18 protein-coding genes and 3 pseudogenes are annotated in these 24,867 nt (G+C 34.0%); 7 read left to right on the top strand and 14 right to left on the bottom strand.

Translation table 11 applies throughout. The annotated features are described in order from the left end of the window. Positions 1–122: 122 nt before the first annotated feature. Both pdxH and AC0L5U_RS02240 read left to right on the top strand, forming a co-directional pair. Positions 123–769, top strand: a pseudogene (gene pdxH / locus AC0L5U_RS02235) (pyridoxamine 5'-phosphate oxidase). Positions 770–935: 166 nt separating this feature from the next. Then, positions 936–1,433 carry a CAP domain-containing protein gene (locus AC0L5U_RS02240; protein WP_473414465.1) on the top strand — a complete coding sequence of 166 codons (498 nt, stop codon included), beginning with the start codon at positions 936–938 and terminating at the stop codon, positions 1,431–1,433. Positions 1,434–1,607: 174 nt separating this feature from the next. Here AC0L5U_RS02240 and AC0L5U_RS02245 read toward each other — a convergent pair whose 3' ends face one another. The 11 genes from AC0L5U_RS02245 to AC0L5U_RS02295 all read right to left on the bottom strand — a co-directional run bounded on the left by AC0L5U_RS02245 (position 1,608) and on the right by AC0L5U_RS02295 (position 17,005). Continuing rightward, a complete protein-coding gene (locus tag AC0L5U_RS02245; protein WP_473414466.1) occupies positions 1,608–1,829 on the bottom strand; it encodes a hypothetical protein in 222 nt (73 codons plus the stop codon). Positions 1,830–2,127: 298 nt separating this feature from the next. Next, positions 2,128–3,093 (bottom strand): OmpA family protein, encoded by a 966-nt coding sequence (locus AC0L5U_RS02250; protein WP_473414467.1) that lies wholly within the window; start codon positions 3,091–3,093, stop codon positions 2,128–2,130. Beyond that, positions 3,090–4,019, bottom strand: coding sequence for a hypothetical protein (locus tag AC0L5U_RS02255; RefSeq protein ID WP_473414468.1), 930 nt, complete (start codon positions 4,017–4,019; stop codon positions 3,090–3,092). The genes AC0L5U_RS02250 and AC0L5U_RS02255 overlap by 4 nt, the downstream gene beginning before the upstream one ends. A gap of 167 nt (positions 4,020–4,186) precedes the next feature. Beyond that, on the bottom strand, positions 4,187–6,109 hold the full coding sequence (locus AC0L5U_RS02260) for an OmpA family protein (RefSeq protein ID WP_473414469.1): 1,923 nt from the start codon (positions 6,107–6,109) through the stop codon (positions 4,187–4,189). Between the two features lie 22 nt (positions 6,110–6,131). Next, positions 6,132–7,052: a PorP/SprF family type IX secretion system membrane protein gene (locus tag AC0L5U_RS02265; protein ID WP_473414470.1), complete on the bottom strand. Its 921-nt coding sequence runs from the start codon at positions 7,050–7,052 to the stop codon at positions 6,132–6,134. A 14-nt stretch (positions 7,053–7,066) separates the two neighbouring features. Beyond that, complete coding sequence (locus AC0L5U_RS02270) at positions 7,067–8,854, bottom strand: gliding motility-associated C-terminal domain-containing protein (protein WP_473414471.1); 1,788 nt, start codon at positions 8,852–8,854, stop codon at positions 7,067–7,069. Further along, positions 8,806–9,030, bottom strand: a complete 225-nt coding sequence (locus AC0L5U_RS02275) for a hypothetical protein (protein ID WP_473414472.1) — start codon at positions 9,028–9,030, stop codon at positions 8,806–8,808. Before AC0L5U_RS02275 ends, AC0L5U_RS02270 begins: the two co-directional genes overlap by 49 nt. Next, entirely contained in the window at positions 8,990–12,334 is a 3,345-nt protein-coding gene (locus AC0L5U_RS02280) for a hypothetical protein (RefSeq protein WP_473414473.1), read from the bottom strand. The genes AC0L5U_RS02275 and AC0L5U_RS02280 overlap by 41 nt, the downstream gene beginning before the upstream one ends. Continuing rightward, the gene (locus AC0L5U_RS02285; protein WP_473414474.1) at positions 12,291–13,427 is read right to left on the bottom strand and encodes a hypothetical protein; all 1,137 of its coding nucleotides are present in this window, start codon (positions 13,425–13,427) and stop codon (positions 12,291–12,293) included. Before AC0L5U_RS02285 ends, AC0L5U_RS02280 begins: the two co-directional genes overlap by 44 nt. Beyond that, positions 13,384–14,076 carry a hypothetical protein gene (locus tag AC0L5U_RS02290; protein ID WP_473414475.1) on the bottom strand — a complete coding sequence of 231 codons (693 nt, stop codon included), beginning with the start codon at positions 14,074–14,076 and terminating at the stop codon, positions 13,384–13,386. Before AC0L5U_RS02290 ends, AC0L5U_RS02285 begins: the two co-directional genes overlap by 44 nt. Then, positions 14,039–17,005, bottom strand: a complete 2,967-nt coding sequence (locus AC0L5U_RS02295) for a hypothetical protein (RefSeq protein ID WP_473414476.1) — start codon at positions 17,003–17,005, stop codon at positions 14,039–14,041. The genes AC0L5U_RS02290 and AC0L5U_RS02295 overlap by 38 nt, the downstream gene beginning before the upstream one ends. Positions 17,006–17,587: 582 nt before the next feature. Between AC0L5U_RS02295 and AC0L5U_RS02300 the strand changes: the two genes are divergently transcribed. The 5 genes and pseudogenes from AC0L5U_RS02300 to AC0L5U_RS02320 all read left to right on the top strand — a co-directional run bounded on the left by AC0L5U_RS02300 (position 17,588) and on the right by AC0L5U_RS02320 (position 21,812). Then, complete coding sequence (locus AC0L5U_RS02300) at positions 17,588–17,830, top strand: SixA phosphatase family protein (protein WP_473414477.1); 243 nt, start codon at positions 17,588–17,590, stop codon at positions 17,828–17,830. Beyond that, a complete protein-coding gene (locus AC0L5U_RS02305; protein ID WP_473414478.1) occupies positions 17,802–18,074 on the top strand; it encodes a hypothetical protein in 273 nt (90 codons plus the stop codon). Before AC0L5U_RS02300 ends, AC0L5U_RS02305 begins: the two co-directional genes overlap by 29 nt. Before the next feature lie 131 nt (positions 18,075–18,205). Beyond that, a pseudogene (gene ppk1 / locus AC0L5U_RS02310) lies at positions 18,206–20,316 on the top strand (polyphosphate kinase 1). After that, positions 20,280–21,184: pseudogene (locus AC0L5U_RS02315) on the top strand (Ppx/GppA phosphatase family protein). The pseudogenes ppk1 and AC0L5U_RS02315 overlap by 37 nt, the downstream one beginning before the upstream one ends. Positions 21,185–21,284: 100 nt before the next feature. Then, positions 21,285–21,812, top strand: a complete 528-nt coding sequence (locus AC0L5U_RS02320; protein WP_473414479.1) for a porin family protein — start codon at positions 21,285–21,287, stop codon at positions 21,810–21,812. Here AC0L5U_RS02320 and AC0L5U_RS02325 read toward each other — a convergent pair. Genes AC0L5U_RS02325 through AC0L5U_RS02335 form a run of 3 tightly spaced genes read right to left on the bottom strand, consistent with a single transcriptional unit; the run spans position 21,809 to position 24,719 of the window. Then, positions 21,809–22,390: a MiaE family protein gene (locus AC0L5U_RS02325; protein WP_473414480.1), complete on the bottom strand. Its 582-nt coding sequence runs from the start codon at positions 22,388–22,390 to the stop codon at positions 21,809–21,811. The two genes, AC0L5U_RS02320 and AC0L5U_RS02325, sit on opposite strands and share 4 nt — an antisense overlap. A 2-nt stretch (positions 22,391–22,392) precedes the next feature. Further along, positions 22,393–22,977: a hypothetical protein gene (locus AC0L5U_RS02330; RefSeq protein WP_473414481.1), complete on the bottom strand. Its 585-nt coding sequence runs from the start codon at positions 22,975–22,977 to the stop codon at positions 22,393–22,395. A 2-nt stretch (positions 22,978–22,979) separates the two neighbouring features. Next, the gene (locus AC0L5U_RS02335) at positions 22,980–24,719 is read right to left on the bottom strand and encodes a DNA polymerase III subunit gamma/tau (RefSeq protein ID WP_473414482.1); all 1,740 of its coding nucleotides are present in this window, start codon (positions 24,717–24,719) and stop codon (positions 22,980–22,982) included. Positions 24,720–24,867 lie beyond the last annotated feature (148 nt).

Below are 24,867 nucleotides of genomic sequence, written 5' to 3' on the forward strand. Positions count from 1 at the left end.
TTTCAAATTTCATTTGGTTGGTAATGAATTTAAATTAAACAAAATTGAGAGATGTGTGAAGTTAAGAATTTTATTACGAACACCATGCGCTCTAAAGATTAAATTTATATTAAATTTGTAATATGGAAAAAGATTTAAGCAATTACAGAAGGTCTTATGATAAAGGAGAGTTATTATTAAAGGATGCTCCAGAAAACCCGTTAGAATTGTTTCAAAAGTGGCTTTTTGAGGTAGATAAGTTTTTTCCAGAGGATGAAAATAATGCTATGACAATTTCTACTATCGGATTAGATGGTTATCCAAAAAATAGAGTTGTACTCCTTAAAAAATTCACTTACGAAGGTTTTATTTTCTATACTAATTATAATAGTGAAAAGGGAAGAGCTATAGCAGAAAATCCTCATGTGTGTTTATCTTTTTTTGGCATGGCGCAGAACGACAAATCATTATAAAAGGTAAAGCAGAAAAGATCGCTCCAAATTTAAGTGATGGTTATTTTGAATCACGGCCTAAAGGAAGTCAGCTAGGCGCTTTAGTTTCGAATCAAAGTGAAGTTGTTAGTAATAGAGAAACACTTGAAGAAAAGCTAAAAAACCTAGAGATTGAATACGAAGGAAAAGAAGTTGAACGCCCCGAATATTGGGGAGGTTATATTGTTAAACCTGCAGAAATTGAGTTTTGGCAAGGGAGACCAAACAGACTTCATGATCGTATTCGATACCAATTACAAACCGATTATAATTGGGCAATTCATCGATTATCTCCATAAACTAACGATGAAATGTATTTTTTATAACAATTAAATTGTATTTCATCGATTAAAAACACAATTATTCGACGAAATACATGTATTTCGTCTATTTTAACATTTCATTAACGACTTAGGCAGAGTTAGGGAATTAGATTTACAGAACCAAATCTAAATTTACTTAACCATGAAGTTACTAACCAAGTTGTCGTTACTGGCATGTTTAGCCCTTTTTTCTTTTTCTTGCTCTACAGATTCTATGGATGATACAGCTGATGCTCTTGCAGCAGAAAGCCTTATTGTTCCTGCAACAAAAACAATTGAAGTTGAAATTCTTGAGTTGATTAACAATCATAGATTATCAGAAGGTTTAAATCCTTTAAATAGTATGACTGTAATTAAATCTACTGCATACAGCCACACAGATTATATGGCCGATAATCAAGCAGTATCTCACGAAAACTTTTTTGCAAGAAGCAATTACTTAAAAGCAAATGCAGGAGCCAAAAGAGTTTCTGAAAATGTAGCTTACGGATTTACTTCGGCAGCATCAGTTGTAAGAGCATGGATGAAAAGTGAAGGTCACAAAAAAAATATTGAAGGGGATTTTACAGATTTTGAAATCTCAGCAGAACAAGATGTAGATGGTAGATGGTACTATACTAACATTTTTATAAAAAAATAACTGTTTATGAACAGTAAAAACATAACCAATTAATTTACTGATTAATAGCCACAATTGAATGAATTTTTAATTTTTGAGTTAGTTAATTAATACGGTTATTTATATTGATAACTTAATTGTTATTGAATTTAGCTTTAGGTATAAATCCTTCCAGAAATGGGAGGATTTTTTTTGTTAATTTTTAGAATAAACTAAAATATTTTCGTCTCCGAGTTTTGATCCAAACCTCCCAGCATCAAAATCCAAATGAATCGCACCACATTCACAATTCCAATAGTCACTATGAGAAGCTGACATTTCACTCCCGCATTCAACACATTTATACGTTATATTCTCGCTTCTGCTCCAACCAATTCCATTGCCTGAAGCTTTCGAACCACGACCTAGAAATTTCATTCCAGTAATTTCTATATTAAACTTAGGCTGAATTATTTTACTCATATTAGTTTTTTTAAAATATATTAAAACTAGAATCTTTACATTATAAAAATTGATAGTTTGATAGATGTCATTCTGGGGGCAGTCGAAGATATTCGAATATTGATTCTAATGTATTTCGAGTGCGCTTAAAGCAACATTTTTTATTTTTGTTATGTACTTAACTTTGATATAACATTCAAGCTAAGATAAAAAATATAAAAACCATCAAAAGCATAACTCTTGATGGTTTTCTAATTTATAAACTAAGATTAAATTATTTCACTTTAAGTACTATAAAGTTAGTACGTCTGTTAAGCTTGTGTTGTGCTTCTGAGCAACGTGTTGCATCATCACAACCATTTACTAATTTCCGTTCTCCATAACCAATAAATTCAGTTATTCTAGAAGCGTCTATGCCTTTAGATATTAAATATTTAAAAGTAGCATTAGCTCTTTTTTGTGATAGCCATTCATTATATGCACTTGGACCTCTAGAATCGGTATGTGATTCAATTTTAATGGTCATACTAGGGTAGGTGTTCATCAATCCTATAATTCTTGATAATTCATCAGAATCTTGAGTTCTAATTCTAGCACTATCAAATCTAAAGTAGATTGGTCCCAATTCTGGAATTTCAATTGAATTGGTATTTGTATCAGCTATTAGGTTTGAATTATTATTTGTGCCTGTATCTGTTGTATCATCATCTGATGCTAATTTTGTTGGACTTACATTAAAGTCTACTGTTAAACTTTTAGCATCTTTAGATACACCTTTAGTGGTTAAAGCAACAGCATTTTCAGGATAACCATCCTTATTTACTTTAACTATGTAATCAGTTTCTCTATCAATATTAATTTCGTATTTACCATCTTCATCAGTTTCAATATAAACTATTTGTACATCTTCTTCATCGGATAATTTAACCAAAGCATTTGGGATAGGGGAGCCGTTTATAGAGTCTTTTACTGTTCCTTCCAGTTTTAGCCTAGGTATTCTATTAAACGCATAAATGTCATCATCTCCTTTACCTCCATCTCTATTTGATGCTATATATCCATTAATACCATCATTATTCATGAAAAATGAAAAATCATCTTTTTCAGAATTTACAGGAATTCCTAGATTCACAACGCTTTCAAGTACTTTATTTTCATCATATACTGTAGCGAAAATATCTAAAAGTCCAAGTCCTAAATGACCATCAGAAGAAAAGAATAAAATATCTTCTGTATTCATAAAAGGAAATAATTCATTGTTTTTAGTATTGATGATGTCTCCAGCATTTTGTGGTGCTCAAGAGTGCCATTTTTACTGATATCTACATAGTAAATATCTGATCCTCCATAACCACCAGGCATATCTGAAGCAAAATATAATTTTGTTTCATCACTATTTAAAGTAGGATGACCAACAGAATATTCTGAATTATTGAAAGGTAACGATTCTAAATTAGTCCACTTACCTTCAACTAAAGAAGCTCTGTAAATCATAAGGTTACTAATCCCTTCTTTATCTTTTCCTAATGCGTACTTACTAAAATTGTTTCTAGAAAAGTACATGGTTTTTCCATCTTTGGTAATAACTACCGGGCCATCATGGTACCTTGAATTGATATCTCCTTGTAATTTCGATTTATGATGAACTATAGTATCAGCATCTTTTTCAGTAACATATACGTCAAGAAAAGGTTGCTCGTTCCAAGCGTAAATATGTTTTTTTGACACACCTTTATCTGCAGATGAGGCAAAATAAACTTTGCCATTATGTTCAAACGCTCCAAAATCACTAAATTCAGAGTTGATTTTTACCTCCTTAAGGAAATATGTGTTTTCTGCGTTAAATACTGCTGTGATAAAATCTGGATCTCTTGAAAGTTTGTTTTTTTCAATAGTCCCTCCAGCATCTTTAAACTTTTTTAACCAAACACGAGATGTTTTATAGTCTTTCTTACCTCTTAAGGCTTGGGCGTATTTATAATAATATTCTATGGGTACACTTTCTTGTTGTACGGCTTTTTTATAATATACAGAAGCACTATCAGGGTTTCTCATGTAGGCATAACAATCTGCTACTTGTCTAGTAGCATAATCTGTGTTATAATCTTTAGAGATGAGCTTTTTGTAGGTTTTAGCAGCATCAACAAAGGCAAACTTATAAAACAAGCTATCTGCCTTTTTTGCATCCCTTGTTGCGCAAAAGCATTCAAGCTTGCTATCAGCACGAGAGAAATTAATAAGTAATTTTTTAGTTTCATGGGGTCTTGTTTTAATTAAAATACTAGAATATCTAGCAATTTAATAGTGATAACTCAAGGGGTTAATTTGAGTTTTTATTCCATTTTTACAACTATAAATTGAGTTCTACGATTTAATTGATGCTCTTCATCTTCACATTTAGCACCATCTTCACAACCATTTGTAAGTCGTCTTTCTCCAAAACCTTTATGTTCTGTAATACGACTTGGGTCTATACCTTTTGAAATTAAATAGTTATATGTTGAATTTGCACGGTCTATAGATAATCTATCATTGTAAGATAGAGTACCTCTAGAATCGGTATGAGATTCAATTCTTATAACCATTTCAGGATAATCTTCGTTCATTAATTTCACGATTTTATCCAATTCCTTTTTAGCATCTTGCCTAATATTATGTTTATTGAAATCAAAATAGATAGTATTTAATGATAAACTTGCCAATACTTCAACTTTCTGTACTGGGTTTAAAATTAAGTTGGCAACAATTACAGATTCAATACTTGAAATGTTTTTAGAAGAGAATTCTCTATAATCATCAATATATTTATCTTGATTTGCAACAATTTTGTAATCTTTATTTCTATCAATATTTATTTCATAAAAACCATCTTTATCGGTAAGCATATTTGCAATTTCATTACCATCAGCATCTATAAGTTTTATTTCAGAGTTTGAAATAGGCTTGGTGTTTATAGCATCTACTACCTGACCGCGAACATTTAGTAGAGGCTTACGATAATATTCATAAATATCATCACTACCACGACCACCTCTTCTGTTTGAAGAAAAGTAACCTGTTAGCCCATCTTGGTTCATTGTAAAACTGAAATCATCTTTTTCTGAATTTACAGGAATACCTAAATTCACAACATCCACAATTTCTCCATTTTCATCTGAAATTGTACCAAAAACATCCAGTAAACCTAGACCGAAATGTCCATCAGAAGAAAAGAATAAAATACCTTCGTTGTTCATAAAAGGTGTGCCTTCTGTATCTTTAGTGTTGACAACTTTACCCAAGTTTTGAGGTTCTCCTAGAGTACCATCAGGGTTTATGTCTACATAATAAATATCTGAACCTCCTTCACCACCAGGCATATCCGAAGAAAAATACAATTTATTGTTTTCTTTATTTAATGCAGGGTGCTGTACAGAGTAGTTAAGGTTACTAAATGGCAATTTTTCAACATTAGTCCATATGCTATCTTGTAAAGTGGCTTTGTAAATACTCATTTGGCTTACACCTTTTTTATCGGTTTCCTTACCAAATTTATTTGCTGCATTTCTTGAGAAATACATAGTTTTACCATCGTTAGTGATTGCCACAGGACCATCATGATAAATTGAGTTGATGTCTCCTTTTAGTTTAAATGAATGATCTACTTTTCTTCTACTACCTTTTTCAGTTACGTAAATATCAAGAAAAGGTTGTTCATTCCAGCCGTACAGACGTTTTACTGTTACACCTTCGTCTCTTGCTGAGGTAAAGTAAATTTTACCATCATGTTCTATAGCTCCAAAATCACTATATTTTGAATTGATACGTGTTCGTTTTAAAAAATATTGCTTTTTAGCACTAAATACATGCGCCATAAAATCTAAGTCTTTTTCAAAACTTTCAGTATTAGTAACACCTCCAGAATCTTTAAAGCGTTGTAACCATTCTCTAGACTCTTTATACTTTTTTATACCTCTTAAAGATTGAGCATAACTATAATAGTATTCAATAGGTACATTTTTTTGTTCTACAACTCTCTTATAGTAACGCGATGCCATTGCAGGATTTCTTATGTAAGCATAACAATCTGCAAGCTGTCTTGTAGCATAATCTTTATTATAATTATTTCTAATAAGATCTTTATAAACTTCAGCAGCTTTTACAAAAGAGAATTTATTAAATAGAGTATCTGCTCTTTTTTGTCTGCCTTGTTGGGCAAAAGCTTCAGAACCCATTATTATGATGAGACCAACTAATATGTAGTTTTTTAATTTCATAGTGAATTAATGCTGTTGGTTTTTAGAAATATCTTGGTGATTTTAGTTTAGAACTTAAGAATTTGAACTCATATATTAACAGTACTTCATGAGTTCCGCTTGTGTATCTTCTAATTTCTGAAATAGGTTTTTCATAAGAATATCCAACTCTTAATTGACGCGATACTTGAATATCCGCAAAGCCTCCAAAGGCTCCAGTAGATTCATTTATTCTATAGGATCCACCTAACCAGAATTTTTCGTTAAATAGAAAGTTTGCTGTTAAATCGAACGAAAGTGGCGCCCCATTAGTGGCTTTCATTAAAGCTGAAGGCTTAAATTTTATTGATTTACTTAAATCTAAAACCACACCAGTTGTTACGTAATAACTTAAACGTTCTAATGCTTCAAAACCATCATCTGTATTTCTATCAGTATTTAAAACTCTAGGGGCGGAAGCTCCAACATAGAATCTGTTTGTGTGATAGAATAAACCTAAACCAATATTTGGTGTCCATCTATCCATAACACCTCTAATAGAAGGATCAAAACTTTGAGACTGTCTAAAATCTGGATCTAAACTATAACTTGTAAACCCACCTTTTATACCAAAAGCTAATTTACCTGTTGTACCAGTAGGAATAGTATATGAGAAATCTGCATATAAATATGAAAAATTCTCAGGTCCTAAATCATCTTCAATAAAAGACAAACCTAAACCAATTCTATCATTCCTTAATGGGGTGTGAATAGACAAGGTTTGAGTGATAGGACCACCATCAAAACCAACCCATTGGCTTCTATGTAATCCAACAATGCTTAAAGCTTCTCTACTACCTGCATAAGCAGGATTTATAGAAATTGTGTTATACATGTACTGTGTAAATTGTGGTAATTGTTGTGCAACACCAACAGTACAACTGAATAACGCAAAAGCGATTATGTAACGTTTAATAAGTTTCATAGGTTAAAAGTTTATTATTTGGTTCCTATATAAATTGGGCCAGTAAAAGGAGCCAATCCACTATTTTCTAAGGTTATTATGTAATAGTAAGTTCCATTAGGTACTTTACCTGCAGATCCTACTGATGATTTATGAGAAGTACCTTCCCATGAACCTTGACCGTCTCCTAGAGTATAGGCACTAGATTCATAGATTAATGCACCCCAACGGTTGAATATTTTAACATTAGCGGTGAAACCACACAGTTCAATACCCATGATGTCAAAACTATCATTGAAACCGTCTCCATTAGGTGTTACAGCTTTAGAAATTACCACATCAGTATCACCACAAGGTAATACAATACAGTCTGCATTAATTGCCATACTTACTTCGGTAATATTAATACAACCACTATCTAATCCTGTATATCTAAATACATAGTCAATAGCTTCTGTACCAGGTTTAAAGTTATTTGTTAACTCTAGAGTAGTAGGGTTAAATAGGTTTCCGTTCAGTTCAGCCATATCGTCTCCAGAGACTAATTCCCAAATTCCTTCTTTGTTATCAGAAGTTAAGAAGTCATTTAAATCTATAATACCGTCATCAAAACATTTATCTGGTCCAGTAACTTGAGTGATTATTTCATCTAACATTACATTTAATGTTTGAGTATATACCTCTTCGTTATTACATGCATCTCTAACAGTCCATGTTCTTACAATTTGGTAATCATTAAACATTGTATCATCAAATCCATTAATTTCATTAAATACAACAGTTATGTTTGCATCACTTGAACAGTTGTCAGTAAATGCTACTGAAGGTGCATCTGGAATATCCGTACAACTAACAGCTAGTTCTCTTTCGAAATCAGTTGATGGTGTTGGAGCAGTAGTGTCAACCACATTAATATTTTGTGTGTATGCTACAAATAATCCACATTCATCAGTTGCCGTGTAAGTACGCTCAATTGTATAAGAACCCTCACAGGCACCAGGAGTAGTTACTTCTGTTACAACAACGTTTACATCACTACAATTATCAGAAGCAGTTACATTTTCTGCTGCTGGAATTGCATCACATTCAACGGTTACATCACTAGGTAGACGTCCGTTAAAAGTCGGCTGAGTAGTATCTTGAATAGTGAATGTCGCATCAGCAGTAATAGCGTTACCACATTCATCAGTTAATGTAAAGGTTACAGTTTCAGTACCGGTAGCTCCACAAAGATCGCTTAGTCCATTACTACTATTTGTTACAGTAGCATTACTACAAGTATCAGTTCCTGAGAATGATGTTAACCATGTTGCAAATGCACCATTAGGGTCTGCGGTACCATCACATTCAACAGTCATATCGACAGGTATATTTGTCCAAGTTGGAGGAGTAGTATCTATAATGCCGAAGGTTGCATCCTTTGTTATCATGTTACCACATTCGTCGGTAAGTGTAAATGTTACAGTTTCAGATGAAGTTGCACCGCAAATATTACTTAGTCCAGCACTATTATTAGTTACTGTAGCAGTTCCACAAGTATCAGTTCCCGAGAATGATGTTAACCAATTAGCAAAAGAGCCGCTAGGGTCAGTTGTTCCATCACATTCTACAGTCATATCAGTAGGTGTAACATCCCAAGTTGGATTTGTTTTATCTTCAATAGTGAAAGTTACATCTTTTGTGATATCGTTACCACATTCATCAGTTAATGTAAAGGTTACAGTTTCAGTACCGGTAGCTCCACAAAGGTCGCTTAGTCCAGTACTATTATTAGTTACTGTAGCCGTTCCACAAGTATCAGTTCCGAGAATGAAACTAACCAAGCAGCAAAAGCGCCATTAGGATCAGGAGTTCCATCACATTCTACAGTCATATCCATAGGTTCGTTAACCCAAGTTGGATCAATTGTATCTTGAATTGTGAATGTTGCATCCATAGTAATATCGTTACCACATTCATCAGTAAGTGTAAATGTTACAGTTTCTGTACCAGTAGCCACACAAGTCACTAAGTCCAGTACTATTAGTTGTTACAGTAGCATTACCACAAGCATCTGTTCCAGAGAACGATGTTAACCAAGTTGTAAATGCGCCATTAGGATCAGTAGTTCCATCACATTCTACAATCATATCAGTAGGTTCATTAACCCATGTTGGGTCTGTTGTATCTTGGATAGTGAATGTTGCATTTGCAGTAATAGCGTTACCACATTCATCCGTTAAAGTAAATGTTACCATTTCTGAACCGTTTGCACCACAAAGATCGCTAAGCGTATTACTATTATTTGTTACAATTGCAGTACCACATGTATCAGTTCCGCTAAATGAATTTAACCATGTAGTTAATGCTCCGTTCGCATCACTTGTGCCATCACACTCTACTGTTAAATCAGCAGGAGCATTAATCCAAGTAGGATCAGTAGTATCTTCAATAGTGAATGTTGCATTTGCAGTAATAGCGTTACCACATTCATCTGTAAGTGTAAATGTTACAGTTTCCGTACCAGTAGCCCCACAAAGGTCACTAAGTCCAGCACTATTAGTAGTTACTGTAGCTGTACCACAAGTATCCGTTCCAGAGAACGAAGCTAACCAAGCAGCAAACGCACCACTAGGATCCGCAGTACCATCACATTCAACTGTCATATCCGCAGGAGCATTAGTCCAAGTAGGATTCGTAGTATCTTGGATAGTGAAGGTAGCATCCGCAGTAATATCATTACCACATTCATCGGTAAGTGTAAATGTTACAGTTTCCACACCAGTAGCCCCACAAAGGTCGCTAAGTCCAGCACTATTAGTAGTTACTGTAGCTGTACCACAAGTATCCGTTCCAGAGAACGAAGCTAACCAAGCAGCAAATGCACCACTAGGATCTGCAGTACCATCACATTCTACCGTCATATCTGCAGGAGCGTTAGTCCAAGTAGGATTCGTAGTATCTTGGATAGTGAAGGTAGCATCCGCAGTAATATCATTACCACATTCATCGGTAAGTGTAAATGTTACAGTTTCCACACCAGTAGCTCCACAAAGGTCGCTAAGTCCTGTACTGTTATTAGTTACAGTTGCTGTGCTACAAGTATCCGTTCCAGAGAACGAAGCTAACCAAGCAGCAAACGCACCACTAGGATCCGCAGTACCATCACATTCAACTGTCATATCCGCAGGAGCGTTAGTCCAAGTAGGATTCGTAGTATCTTCAATAGTGAAAGTCGCAGTAGTAGTACTTGAGTTATTACAAGCATCAGTAGCAGTAAACGTTACTGTTACATCACCAGTAGCACCACATAGGTCAGAAAGAGCAGTAAAATCATTAGACCAAGTTACAGCACTACAGTCATCAGCGGCAATAGCATTACCATTATTAGTTAACCAAGTATTTAGGTCTGTAGCATTACCTGTGCCATCACATTGTACAGTTTCATTAGCTGCTTGTATAGAGATGTTAGGAGCAACAGTATCTTTAATTAAATAAGTAGCTGAAGTTGTTGATTTGTTACCACATTCATCAGTAGCAGTAAATGTAATAGTAGTAGCACCATTATCACACTTAACAGCATCATCAGATCCATAATCATTGGTCCATGTTATTGTACTACAACTATCAGTAGCGGTAGCACCTGCATTAGCATTTAACCAATCTGTTAATTGTGTTTGGGTGTTACCTACACCACATTCAATTTCTATGTTGGCAGTACTCGTATTGTCTATAACAGGATCAGTAGTATCTTCAATAGTGAATGTTGCATTTGCAGTAATAGCGTTACCACATTCATCTGTAAGTGTAAATGTTACAGTTTCCGTACCAGTAGCCCCACAAAGGTCACTAAGTCCAGCACTATTAGTAGTTACTGTAGCTGTACCACAAGTATCCGTTCCAGAGAACGAAGCTAACCAAGCAGCAAACGCACCACTAGGATCTGCAGTACCATCACATTCTACCGTCATATCTGCAGGAGCGTTAGTCCATGTAGGATTCGTAGTATCTTGGATAGTGAAGGTAGCATCCGCAGTAATATCATTACCACATTCATCGGTAAGTGTAAATGTTACAGTTTCCACACCAGTAGCCCCACAAAGGTCGCTAAGTCCAGCACTATTAGTAGTTACTGTAGCTGTACCACAAGTATCCGTTCCAGAGAACGAAGCTAACCAAGCAGCAAATGCACCACTAGGATCTGCAGTACCATCACATTCTACCGTCATATCTGCAGGAGCGTTAGTCCAAGTAGGATTCGTAGTATCTTGGATAGTGAAGGTAGCATCCGCAGTAATATCATTACCACATTCATCGGTAAGTGTAAATGTTACAGTTTCCACACCAGTAGCTCCACAAAGGTCGCTAAGTCCTGTACTGTTATTAGTTACAGTTGCTGTGCTACAAGTATCCGTTCCAGAGAACGAAGCTAACCAAGCAGCAAACGCACCACTAGGATCCGCAGTACCATCACATTCAACTGTCATATCCGCAGGAGCGTTAGTCCAAGTAGGATTCGTAGTATCTTCAATAGTGAAAGTCGCAGTAGTAGTACTTGAGTTATTACAAGCATCAGTAGCAGTAAACGTTACTGTTACATCACCAGTAGCACCACATAGGTCAGAAAGAGCAGTAAAATCATTAGACCAAGTTACAACACTACAGTCATCAGCGGCAATAGCATTACCATTATTAGTTAACCAAGTATTTAGGTCTGTAGCATTACCTGTGCCATCACATTGTACAGTTTCATTAGCTGCTTGTATAGAGATGTTAGGAGCAACAGTATCTTTAATTAAATAAGTAGCTGAAGTTGTTGATTTGTTACCACATTCATCAGTAGCAGTAAATGTAATAGTAGTAGCACCATTATCACACTTAACAGCATCATCAGATCCATAATCATTGGTCCATGTTATTGTACTACAACTATCAGTAGCGGTAGCACCTGCATTAGCATTTAACCAATCTGTTAATTGTGTTTGGGTGTTACCTACACCACATTCAATTTCTATGTTGGCTGTGTTTGTGTTATCTATGCTTGGATTTGTTTGATCAGACCCAGTATGTGTTATAGTAACTGTAAAGTCATTAGCAGCACATCCATCAGAGATGTTATAAGTACGTTCTAAAGACCATGCACAAGCATCACCAGATAAAGTTTGACTAACAAAAGTAGCATTTACTGTACCACAGTCATCAGTATAAGCCGCTTCAATAGCTGTAATATCAGTAGCTGTAGTAGCTATAGTATCAATTTCAGATTCACTAGCACAAGCATTAATACCAGTAGTTCCAGTCAGGAGTAGTACCAGTAGCTGCATCTTGATCAGACCCAGTATGTGTTATAGTCACAGTAAAGTCATTAGCCGGACAACCATCTGAGATGTTATAAGTACGTTCTAAAGACCAGCTACAAGCATCACCAGATAAAGTTTGACTCACAAAAGTAGCATTTACTGTACCACAGTCATCAGTATAAGCCGCTTCAATAGCAGCAATATCAGTAGCTGTAGTAGCTATAGTATCAATTTCGGTTTCACTAGCACAAGCATTAATACCAGTAGTTCCATCAGGAGTAGTACCAGTAGCTGCATCTTGATCAGACCCAGTATGTGTTATAGTAACTGTAAAGTCATTAGCAGCACATCCATCAGAGATATTATAAGTACGCTCTAAAGACCAGCTACAAGCATCACCAGATAAAGTTTGACTAACAAAAGTAGCATTTACTGTACCACAGTCATCAGTATAAGCCGCTTCAATAGCAGCAATATCAGTAGCTGTAGTAGCTATAGTATCAATTTCAGATTCACTAGCACAAGCATTAATACCAGTAGTTCCATCAGGAGTAGTACCAGTAGCTGCATCTTGATCAGACCCAGTATGTGTTATAGTAACTGTAAAGTCATTAGCAGCACATCCATCAGAGATGTTATAAGTACGTTCTAAAGACCATGCACAAGCATCACCAGATAAAGTTTGACTCACAAAAGTAGCATTTACTGTACCACAGTCATCAGTATAAGCCGCTTCAATAGCAGCAATATCAGTAGCTGTAGTAGCTATAGTATCAATTTCGGTTTCACTAGCACAAGCATTAATACCAGTAGTTCCATCAGGAGTAGTACCAGTAGCTGCATCTTGATCAGACCCAGTATGTGTTATAGTCACAGTAAAGTCATTAGCAGCACATCCATCAGAGATATTATAAGTACGCTCTAAAGACCATGCACAAGCATCACCAGATAAAGTTTGACTAACAAAAGTAGCATTTACTGTACCACAGTCATCAGTATAAGCCGCTTCAATAGCAGCAATATCAGTAGCTGTAGTAGCTATAGTATCAATTTCAGATTCACTAGCACAAGCATTAATACCAGTAGTTCCAGTCAGGAGTAGTACCAGTAGCTGCATCTTGATCAGACCCAGTATGTGTTATAGTCACAGTAAAGTCATTAGCCGGACAACCATCTGAGATGTTATAAGTACGTTCTAAAGACCAGCTACAAGCATCACCAGAAATGGCTTGACTCACAAAAGTAGCAGTTACTGTTCCACAGTCATCAGTATAAGCCGCTTCAATAGCAGCAATATCAGTAGCTGTAGTAGCTATAGTATCAATTTCGGTTTCACTAGCACAAGCATTAATACCAGTAGTTCCATCAGGAGTAGTACCAGTAGCTGCATCTTGATCAGACCCAGTATGTGTTATAGTAACTGTAAAGTCATTAGCAGCACATCCATCAGAGATGTTATAAGTACGCTCTAAAGACCAGCTACAAGCATCACCAGATAAAGTTTGACTAACAAAAGTAGCATTTACTGTACCACAGTCATCAGTATAAGCCGCTTCAATAGCAGCAATATCAGTAGCTGTAGTAGCTATAGTATCAATTTCGGTTTCACTAGCACAAGCATTAATACCAGTAGTTCCATCAGGAGTAGTACCAGTAGCTGCATCTTGATCAGACCCAGTATGTGTTATAGTCACAGTAAAGTCATTAGCAGCACATCCATCTGAGATATTATAAGTACGCTCTAAAGACCATGCTACAAGCATCACCAGATAAAGTTTGACTAACAAAAGTAGCATTTACTGTACCACAGTCATCAGTATAAGCCGCTTCAATAGCAGCAATATCAGTAGCTGTAGTAGCTATAGTATCAATTTCAGATTCACTAGCACAAGCATTAATACCAGTAGTTCCATCAGGAGTAGTACCAGTAGCTGCATCTTGATCAGACCCAGTATGTGTTATAGTCACAGTAAAGTCATTAGCCGGACAACCATCTGAGATGTTATAAGTACGCTCTAAAGACCAGCTACAAGCATCACCAGAAATGGCTTGACTCACAAAAGTAGCATTTACTGTACCACAGTCATCAGTATAAGCCGCTTCAATAGCAGCAATATCAGTAGCTGTAGTAGCTATAGTATCAATTTCGGTTTCACTAGCACAAGCATTAATACCAGTAGTTCCATCAGGAGTAGTACCAGTAGCTGCATCTTGATCAGACCCAGTATGTGTTATAGTAACTGTAAAGTCATTAGCAGCACATCCATCAGAGATGTTATAAGTACGCTCTAAAGACCAGCTACAAGCATCACCAGATAAAGTTTGACTAACAAAAGTAGCATTTACTGTACCACAGTCATCAGTATAAGCCGCTTCAATAGCAGCAATATCAGTAGCTGTAGTAGCTATAGTATCAATTTCAGATTCACTAGCACAAGCATTAATACCAGTAGTTCCATCAGGAGTAGTACCAGTAGCTGCATCTTGATCAGACCCAGTATGTGTTATAGTCACAGTAAAGTCATTAGCCGGACAACCATCTGAGATATTATAAGTACGCTCTAAAGACCAGCTACAAGCATCACCAGATAAAGTTTGACTAACAAAAGTAGCATTTACTGTACCACAGTCATCAGTATAAGCCGCTTCAATAGCAGCAATATCAGTAGCTGTAGTAGCTATAGTATCAATTTCAGATTCACTAGCACAAGCATTAATACCAGTAGTTCCATCAGGAGTAGTACCAGTAGCTGCATCTTGATCAGACCCAGTATGTGTTATAGTCACAGTAAAGTCATTAGCAGCACATCCATCAGAGATATTATAAGTACGCTCTAAAGACCATGCACAAGCATCACCAGATAAAGTTTGACTAACAAAAGTAGCATTTACTGTACCACAGTCATCAGTATAAGCCGCTTCAATAGCAGCAATATCAGTAGCTGTAGTAGCTATAGTATCAATTTCGGTTTCACTAGCACAAGCATTAATACCAGTAGTTCCATCAGGAGTAGTACCAGTAGCTGCATCTTGATCAGACCCAGTATGTGTTATAGTTTCTCCTTCTAATTTATTATTAGAGGCATCAACGATTTCATATGTATAAGTTAATGTCCAACCACAATTGTCACCGCTAAAATCTGTATTGGTTAAATTTATAGTTAAACTACCATTACAATTATCACTATAATTACTTACAATACTTGACCCATCGAATGGATAAGTAGTTTGGGCATCAGCACTACATAAGTTTACATTTACAACACCAGTCGGCGCAGTTCCTGTAGGGATTTCATTATCATTAGTTAATTCTATTGGATCTGTAGCAGAGGTTCTTATACAAGTCGTGCCTTTATTTCTAACAGTTAGGCTGTATAAACCTGCAGAAAGTCCAGTAAAATTAACCGAATCTTGATATGTAATACCATTTATTGAGTATTCATAATCAACACCATTTGTTACAGGAGGGTTAGGTGCTACATCAAGTGGACTGGTAACAGTAAGCGTGAAATTATCATCACCTAATCCACAATTTATTTCATAAGTTGGTTCAGGTGGCAAATTCACATACATTAGGGTTACATCTCCAGTATCACAAACAGTACTATTTGGTGCTGGTAAACATAATTCATAAGAAAATTTTACATCTCCTGTAAAACCAGGAGTTGGAATAAATTCATAAGTACCATCAAAGGTGCCATTAATATCTGTAATAACATTAAGAGTACCAGCAGCTGCAGGAGTTGGACCTGAAACTATAGTGTATCTTGAACCAGTTGGTTCATTATTTAGGATATTTAGATCACCATTATAAGTGGTGTCTAAACATTCAATAAGTTGTTGGTCTACAGCATATTTCTGAATTAAAAAGAATTTTCCATCACCATGATCATTTGTAGCTCCAACGAATTCAATTTTTGTAATGCTTGAGCCTGTAGGTGCTAACTCATTTAAATAAAACAAGGCAATACCTATGGTTTGCCCATTGTCATTACATCGTCCAGATTCCCAGTAATCAGAACCAGCGTTTGGTGGTCCAAAATTACAACCAGAATAATTTCCACTATTTCTAACAAAAGTATTACCTAAAAGTTGCTCTGGTCCGCCTCCTACAGGAAAACCATATACTTCGATATAAAAACAATTGTTTCCACCTCGTTCCGTAACCCCTAAAAGACCATCTTGATTTGAAGGAATTGCGGGAATATAGGAAAGTGTTTGTCTTTGAGACAATGGTAAACTATTAACGTTACCGAACTGGTTACAAATATCTCGGCCATTATTATCAGAAGTAAAGTAGTGATTAAGGTTTTTATCTTGAAAAGCTGATATAGCAAATGGATCCCAAACGGCTGGTACTGCAGATGTAGCAATCAATTCTACTCCATTTTCTCTAATCTTATTTGCTGCATGTCCAGTAGGCCCTACTTGATTCATTGTGTAACCAGATGGAACAACAAATGTGTTATAAATTGTTGTAACACCACCATTTACAACAGTAACCGATTCTATAGTCGCTGGGTCGTTATTTGTAGGTTGGATAAGTTCTTCCCACCTAAACGTTACACCAGTTTGTATAGAAGGTTCTTGTATTCCTATTTGTGCTATTGCTATACTAGGTGCACTAATAACTAAAGCTATCAATATAGTTTTAGTTATTTTTAAAACTGAAAGATAATTGTATTTATGTTTCATATTGTACATAATGAATTATGATGTGTATTATATTCTTTGTTTGCGCTAGCTACAAAAGTGCTTTTTCTTGAAGCCAAACAAGTAATGTGTTTCGATAAAATGACTATTCTTTCCATGACTATACTTAATCATTAACCATAATTGGTTATAATTTCAATTAATTAATCAGCTAAAATTATAGCAAAGACTCCTTAATAGCAATATTCTTAAGCTTTTGAGGGGAAAACTGAGAGGGATAGAGATGGCTATTTTAGCCAACATAGCGAATGAATTTTGATTTGGGGTCATTATTTTAGTGTTTATAGGTAAAACAAATAGACGTATAACTCATATGTTTTTCAAAAAATATGTTGAAGTGTTAATATAATCGACAAAAAGAAACTCGCTTTTATTTGAGCGATGTATTCTGTCATTTATCGATTGATATAATTATAAGTACTTCAAAACTTGATGGTTAGCATTAGTTTTTATCTATTTAGGTCATATTTAAATCAATTTAACTTAATTTTATGGAACAAATAAATTGAATTTAATCGATAAAAACAACATTTTACCGATAAAAATTACCTTTAATCGAAAAAAATGAAAAAATTAGTACTTGTTAGACATGCAAAATCATCTTGGGAATATGACGTCATCGACCATAAACGTCCATTAAAACCTAGAGGGATTACTGACGCAGCCTTAGTTGCTGACACACTTAAATTGAGAAAATTAAATATAGATTTAGTTTTGATAAGTGATGCTGAACGAACAAAACTAACAGCAAACATCATTTTACCTATGTTAAATATTGATGATAGCAGGATTCACTTTCAAGCATAAACTCTATGATTTTACTGGAACAGATTTAGTCAATGTTATTAAAGGATGTAATGATTCAGTCAATGAATTGATGATTTTTGGTCATAATCATGCCATTACAGCTTTTGTAAATACATTTGGCGATACTTATATAGATAATGTACCAACATCTGGTATAGTAATTATTGAATTTCCAGTAAAAAAATGGTCAGAGATTGGTGCTGGAAAAACTGTTTTTACTCTTTTTCCAAGAGATCTTAAATGACAATAGGTGTTTGAGGTATTTTTTTTAATGTTTTATACTATTGTTCCAATTTCTTTAAAATTTTAATTCAGTCTAAATTCATTTTCAGGCTAAATAGAATATATTTGTTTTTATAATTTAATTGCTTAAGAATGACAAAGACTGAATATGAAGAAAACCGTTATATCAATAGAGAAATTAGTTGGCTACAATTTAATGCTAGGGGTGTTACAAGAAGCATCAGATGTTGGTGTTCCTTTAATTGAACGGTTACGGTTTTTAGGTATTTTTTCTAATAACCTAGATGAGTTTTTTAAAGTTAGGTATGCTACTGTAAAGCGTATTGTTGAAGCTGGTAAGGGTGGTAAAAACCAGCTTGGAGGTATAAAAGCAAAAGAGTTGTTAGAAATAATTACACAAATAGTAATTAAACAACAAACCGAAAGCTTGCGAGTTTTAGATGATATTGACAAAACACTTATTGAAGAAAATATTTTAATAATTGATGAAACTGAAATCAATAATCTTCAAAAAGAGTTTATTAAGCAATATTATTTTTCAAAATGTAAGTACTGCATTGGTTACTATAATTTTAAATGATTTGGTGGTACTACCAAACCTTAAAGATAGTGCAGCTTATTTAGCCGTAAAAATGCAAATGAAAGATGGTAGTAAACAGTTTGCATTAATTGAAATACCAAAATCAGTCAATCGCTTTGTTGAACTTCCAAAAGAAAAAGGGGATAATAAAGATTATATTATCATGATTGATGATTTGTTAAGGTATTGCTTGAGTGATATCTTTAATATTTTTGATTATGAAACCATTTCTGCTCATATGATTAAAATTACAAGAGATGGTGAATTAGATTTTGATAGTGATTTAAGTAAAAGTTTTATGGAGAAAATTTCCGATAGCGTAAAGCATCGTGAAATTGGGGAACCTGTACGTTTTGTTTATGATAAAACTATAGATGATGATACCTTAGAATATTTAATGGAAAAAATGGGTATCGATAATACAGATAGCATTATTCCTGGTGGTAGATATCATAATAAAAGGGACTATATGGGGTTTCCTAGTTTAGGAAGAACCGATTTATTGTACGATAAAATTACTGCTTTACCTGTTAAAGGTTTAAGTCTTGAGAGTAGTATTTTTGATGCTATTGCTACAAAAGATTATTTGGTTCATGCTCCATATCATACATTTTCATATATCGTTAAGTTTTTAAGAGAAGCAGCATTAGATCCAAAAGTAAAAACAATTAAAATTACAATTTATAGGTTGGCTCAAATCTCACACGTAGCCAGTTCTCTAATAAATGCTGCTATTAATGGAAAAACTGTCACGGTTTCCATAGAACTTCGTGCAAGATTTGATGAAGAAGCTAATATCAGGTATGCAGAGCAAATGAAAAAGGAAGGTGTAAACCTGATTTTTGGAGTTCCAGGGCTTAAGGTTCACAGTAAAATGTGTGTTGTTGAACGGGAAGAAGGCAAAAAGTTAAAGCGCTATGGCTTTATTAGTACTGGGAATTTTAATGAATCTACAGCAAAAATTTATACCGATTATACTTTATTTACGACAAATCAACCTATATTAAAAGAAGTAAATAAAATTTTCAACTTCTTTGAAACTAATTATAGAGTTTATTCTTATAAACATCTTATTGTATCTCCGCACTATACTAAAAAAACAATTTTCATGCTTATAAATGAGCAAATTGAATTAAGTAGAAAAGGAGGACAAGGATACATACGTTTAAAAATGAATAGTTTATCTAGCTACGATATGGTAGATAAATTATACGAAGCAAGTAATGCTGGTGTGAAAATAGATATGATAGTAAGAGGTATTTGTAGTTTGATACCTGGAATTAAAGGCATGAGCGAGAATATAAGGGTAATAAGTGTTGTAGATAAATTTTTAGAACATTCAAGACTTTATATTTTTGGAACTGGTGATAATTTGAAAATGTATATTTCATCTGCCGATTGGATGACTAGAAATATTGAAAATAGAGTAGAGGTAAGTTGTCCGATTTATGATGATGCTATAAAACAAGAAATTATTGATACATTTAACATTTGTTGGAGTGATAATGTAAAAGCTAGATTATTAAATACAGAAAGTGAAAATGAATATCGAATAAATGGTAATACTAAAGTAAGATCTCAAATAGCTATGTATGATTATTATCTAGAAAAAGTTAAAGAATTAGTATGCTTTCAATTAAAAAATATGCCGCTATTGATATAGGTTCAAATGCAGTTAGGTTGCTGATATCAAATGTTATTGAAGAAAAAGGTAAGCCAGCAGTATTCAAAAAAATTCTTTGGTACGAGTCCCAATACGTTTAGGAGCTGATGTTTTTATTAAAGAAAGAATTTCAAAAGAAAACACACAAAGGCTAAAGGATACCATGTTGGCGTTTAAATTACTGATGAAATCTCATAAAGTTGTAAAATATAAAGCTTGCGCAACTTCTGCCATGCGTGAATCTAAAAACGGTAAAGAGGTTGTTAGTTCTATTTTAGAGCATTCAGGAATTAGTATTGATGTTATAAATGGAGAAGAGGAAGCAGCTATTATTGCAGCAACAGACTTAAATAAATTTATAGCTCCCAATAAAGTTTATCTCTATGTTGATGTTGGTGGCGGAAGTACTGAGTTTTCTGTAATTGATAACGGGAACAAAATAGTATCCCGTTCATTTAAAATCGGTACGGTTCGATTACTTAATGATATGGTCAAAAAGGAATCATGGTTAGAATTAGAACAATGGATTAAACAACACACTAGTCACTACGATAAAATTAATGTATTAGGTTCTGGGGGGAACATTAATAAAATTTTTAAAGTTTCTGGAAAATCTGTTGGTAAGCCATTGACATACTTTTATTTAACTACATATTATAACACACTTCAAAGTTATTCTTATGAGGAGAGAATAACTGAATTGGCATTAAATCAAGATAGAGCAGATGTAATTATTCCTGCCATGAGGATATATCTTTCTGCTATGAAATGGAGTAGTGCAAAACATATTTATGTGCCGAAGATAGGATTAGCTGATGGTATTATCAAAAGTGTATACTATAATACAGTTTCAAGTAATACGCAGTAAAATTCTGTAAATTTTAGTTTTTAAAAACACTATTTTTCAAATTTATAGTATATTAGCCCCAATATATTTGCTTAAAAATATAAACCCAAAACTATTAAAAATGAAAAAATTAGCAATCTTAGCTTTACTACTTAGTGTGTCTTATCAGGGATTTTCTCAAGCAGGAACTTTTGGTATCCGTGCAGGTTATAATATATCTAACATAGATTTTGAAATCTCTCCAAGAATTTCAAATAAACATAGAAATAGCTTTTATATTGGAGCTTACGGAGATTTTAGATTTTCGAATACTGTATCTATTGTACCAGAACTTCAATTTTCTCCAGAAGGAGGTAAAGATGAAAATTATCATTTAGATTTTATCCAAATGCCAGTTTTATTTAAGTTTAAGTTAAATGATAGATGGAAAGTAGGATTAGGACCTCAAGTAGCTTTAAAATCTCATAAAGTTGATGATGGTATGAGAAATTTTCACTATTCTGGTATTGCAGGAGTAGAGTTCAAGTTAAATCAAATGCTTTTTCTAGATGTAAGATATAGTTATGGAATTACAAATATTTTTGATGATGCATCTCCTTACGAAGCAATTAACACTAACATACAGCTAGGTGTAGGTTACCAATTCTAACCATGAATTGTTTCCTTGTTTCCTAGTTGAGACATAATTTTAGCCTCATAATCAAGAAGTTGTTGCCATTTGGTGTCAACTTCTTTTTTATTACCATACTTTCTGGCAAATCCTAAAAACATGGTATAGTGATTAGCTTCACTTACCATTAAATTTCTGTAAAAACTGGCAAGTTCTTTTTCTTGAAGTTCTTCAGATAAAAGTCTAAATCTTTCGCAACTTCTAGCTTCAATTAGTGCTGCGTACAATAAGCGGTGTATTAATTGTGTTGTTCTACTACCTCCTTTTGGAAAAAATTTGAGCAATTCAAGAACATAGTCATCGCGTCTATCTCTTCCTAAAACCCAACCGCGCTCAATAATTTTATCGTGTACCATTTTAAAATGGCTTATTTCTTCTTTTACTAAAGCCGTCATTTCCTGAACTAATTCTGTGTATTCAGGGAAACTCACAATTAACGAAATAGCAGTACTGGTTGCTTTTTGTTCACAAAATGCATGGTCTGTTAATATTTCTTCAATATTTTTTTCTACTATGTTTACCCAACGTGGATCTGTTGGTAGTTTAAGTCCTAACATAACTAAATGGTTTTGGTAGAAGCATTTAACTGCTCCAAACTATAATTTCCTTTGTCATCAATTTTTAACGTGAATAAAAAATTACTTTCTTTTTCATTAGGAAATAGATATCCAGTTGATAAATACACATAATTTTTTTCTAATGAAGTTAATGATTCATCAACTTCAACTCCAGTTATTAAAACATTATAGCTATTTGGTTTATTGATTTTTTTATGTTCGAAAAAGAAATTATTGTCAATTACTTTTTCGAAAATCAAGTGTCCGTCCTTTTCAACTTTCACTTCAGAAATCCAATTTCTATACATGTCTTTTTGGATAGTCACAGCATCTTTTTTATAGCTATGAACTACTGAGGTTTTCATGTCAGAATAGGTTTTGATTTTTACTTTAAAGCCATTGCTTAAAATGGTATCTGTTTGTATTTCAGAATATTCATCAGGAATATATTCAACCATTTCAATAGGTTCTACGGAACTTTGAAATTTTGTAATAGCTTCTTTTAATGCATCTCTTTTGGTAGTTCTTCTATCACAACTTGCAAAAACAATTAATCCTAAAAAGGCTAATAAAATAAGATGCTTCATATTTATATATCTAAATCAAATGTTTTGCGGAGCATTTCAATAGCACCGTTTTTTTCTTTTAACTTTTCAAATTTGTCGCGCGTGGTGTAGGCATATTTTTTACTTACTAGCTCGTTGACTGTTATAGATAAACTAATGTCATAATTACTAAGCGATTTCCTTAAGAAATTCATGAGATCGTATTGCTGTCGTTCTAATTCCACTTTATTTGTTTCGTTTGGAAACTCTAGATGAACAGTTGTACCTGTAACTTTAGGTGAATCAATAGCTAAAATTGAAGCTAAGTTATGTTTACCCCGTGCTTGAGTTTTTTCTGTGAAATCTTTCCAACACGCTATTAATTCCTTTTCAGTAAAATCTTCTTTTGGTAAATCTTCCTCTTCAATAACAACATCCATTTGACGTATTTGGTGCTCTTTTTTTGCGCGAATACTGCTCAGAGATAAACCAGAAGTCCGTTTTGTTTCTTGTTTTAAAGCTATTTTTGGAGGTTCTTTTACTTGGAATTTTTCAATAACTCCTGCATTTGCAGTTACAGGTTCTTTTTCTTGAACCTCGTTTTTGATCGAAATATCTGTTTTGATGCTATTATGATCTTCTGAAGGTCTAGAAATAGGAATAGGTGTAATCCCTATTTTATGAAAGTAAGATGCTGGAATTATAAAATGCTTAGACTTTTTTTCTCCATCAAAAGTGATAGAGGCAAGTTGCATAAGGCATAGTTCAACTAGTAAACGCTGATTTTTACTAGTTTTATACTTTAAATCGCAATCGTTAGCGAGATTAATACCTTGGAGCAGAAACTCCTGGGGTGCTTTTCTGGATTGCTCTAAATATTTTTGTTTGATTTGTTCACCTACTTCAAGCAACTCAATAGTGCTTTCAGTTTTACTCACTAGTAAATCTCTAAAATGAGAAGCTAAACCAGCAATAAAATGATGCCCATCAAAACCTTTAGAGAGTGTGTTGTTAAACTGAAGCAGTAATTCTGGGATTTTATTTTCTAGAATAAAATCTGTACTTGTAAAATAGGTTTCATAATCAAGAACATTTAAATTTTCTGTAACGGCTTGTCTTGTTAGGTTTTTACCAGAAAAACTTACCACACGATCAAAAATAGATAGTGCATCACGCATGGCACCATCTGCTTTTTGAGCAATAATATGTAGTGCATCATCTTCGGCAGTTACACCTTGTTCATCTGCGATGTATTTTAAATATGATTTAGCATCTTTAACCGTGATACGTTTGAAATCAAAAATTTGACAACGGGATAAAATTGTTGGTATAATTTTATGTTTTTCGGTAGTTGCTAAAATAAAAATACAATGTTTTGGTGGCTCTTCTAATGTTTTTAAAAAGGCATTAAAAGCAGCTTGAGATAGCATGTGCACCTCATCAATAATATAGACTTTGTATTTTCCAACTTGTGGAGGAATACGAACTTGATCGGTAAGACTTCTAATATCATCTACCGAATTGTTTGAAGCAGCATCGAGTTCAAAAACATTAAATGCAAAATCTTCATCTTCGGTTTCGGTACCATCACTATTAATCATTTTAGCCAAAATACGTGCGCAGGTTGTTTTACCAACCCCACGAGGACCTGTAAATAACAAGGCTTGGGCTAAATGATTGTTTTCAATAGCATTAAGCAACGTATTTGTAATGGCTTGCTGACCAACAACGTCCTTAAACGTTTGAGGTCTGTATTTTCTTGCCGATACTACAAAGTGTTCCATTGCTTTTGGTAAAGTAACAAAGTTAAAAATTCAGTTTTGAATTATGAATTTTGAAGCTATAATTTAATAGGAGTTATTAACAAAAATATAGTTTTGTGAAAACTGATTTTCTTGATATTATAAAAAAATATATAACTTCATTTACCGT

It is taken from the genome of Jejuia sp. G7-7 (assembly GCF_055808955.1).

Bases quoted from the DNA above. Each gene is read 5' to 3' on its own strand.
- AC0L5U_RS02250 (WP_473414467.1), bottom strand. From the start codon at position 3,093: ATGAATACAGAAGATATTTTATTCTTTTCTTCTGATGGTCATTTAGGA.
- AC0L5U_RS02330 (WP_473414481.1), bottom strand. From the start codon at position 22,977: ATGAAGCATCTTATTTTATTAGCCTTTTTAGGATTAATTGTTTTTGCA.
- AC0L5U_RS02280 (WP_473414473.1), bottom strand. From the start codon at position 12,334: ATGCAGCTACTGGTACTACTCCTGACTGGAACTACTGGTATTAATGCT.
- AC0L5U_RS02325 (WP_473414480.1), bottom strand. From the start codon at position 22,390: ATGTTAGGACTTAAACTACCAACAGATCCACGTTGGGTAAACATAGTA.
- AC0L5U_RS02240 (WP_473414465.1), top strand. From the start codon at position 936: ATGAAGTTACTAACCAAGTTGTCGTTACTGGCATGTTTAGCCCTTTTT.
- AC0L5U_RS02320 (WP_473414479.1), top strand. From the start codon at position 21,285: ATGAAAAAATTAGCAATCTTAGCTTTACTACTTAGTGTGTCTTATCAG.
- AC0L5U_RS02245 (WP_473414466.1), bottom strand. From the start codon at position 1,829: ATGAAATTTCTAGGTCGTGGTTCGAAAGCTTCAGGCAATGGAATTGGT.
- AC0L5U_RS02260 (WP_473414469.1), bottom strand. From the start codon at position 6,109: ATGAAATTAAAAAACTACATATTAGTTGGTCTCATCATAATAATGGGT.
- AC0L5U_RS02285 (WP_473414474.1), bottom strand. From the start codon at position 13,427: ATGCAGCTACTGGTACTACTCCTGACTGGAACTACTGGTATTAATGCT.
- AC0L5U_RS02265 (WP_473414470.1), bottom strand. From the start codon at position 7,052: ATGAAACTTATTAAACGTTACATAATCGCTTTTGCGTTATTCAGTTGT.
- AC0L5U_RS02335 (WP_473414482.1), bottom strand. From the start codon at position 24,719: ATGGAACACTTTGTAGTATCGGCAAGAAAATACAGACCTCAAACGTTT.
- AC0L5U_RS02305 (WP_473414478.1), top strand. From the start codon at position 17,802: ATGATAGCAGGATTCACTTTCAAGCATAAACTCTATGATTTTACTGGA.
- AC0L5U_RS02295 (WP_473414476.1), bottom strand. From the start codon at position 17,005: ATGAAACATAAATACAATTATCTTTCAGTTTTAAAAATAACTAAAACT.
- AC0L5U_RS02300 (WP_473414477.1), top strand. From the start codon at position 17,588: ATGAAAAAATTAGTACTTGTTAGACATGCAAAATCATCTTGGGAATAT.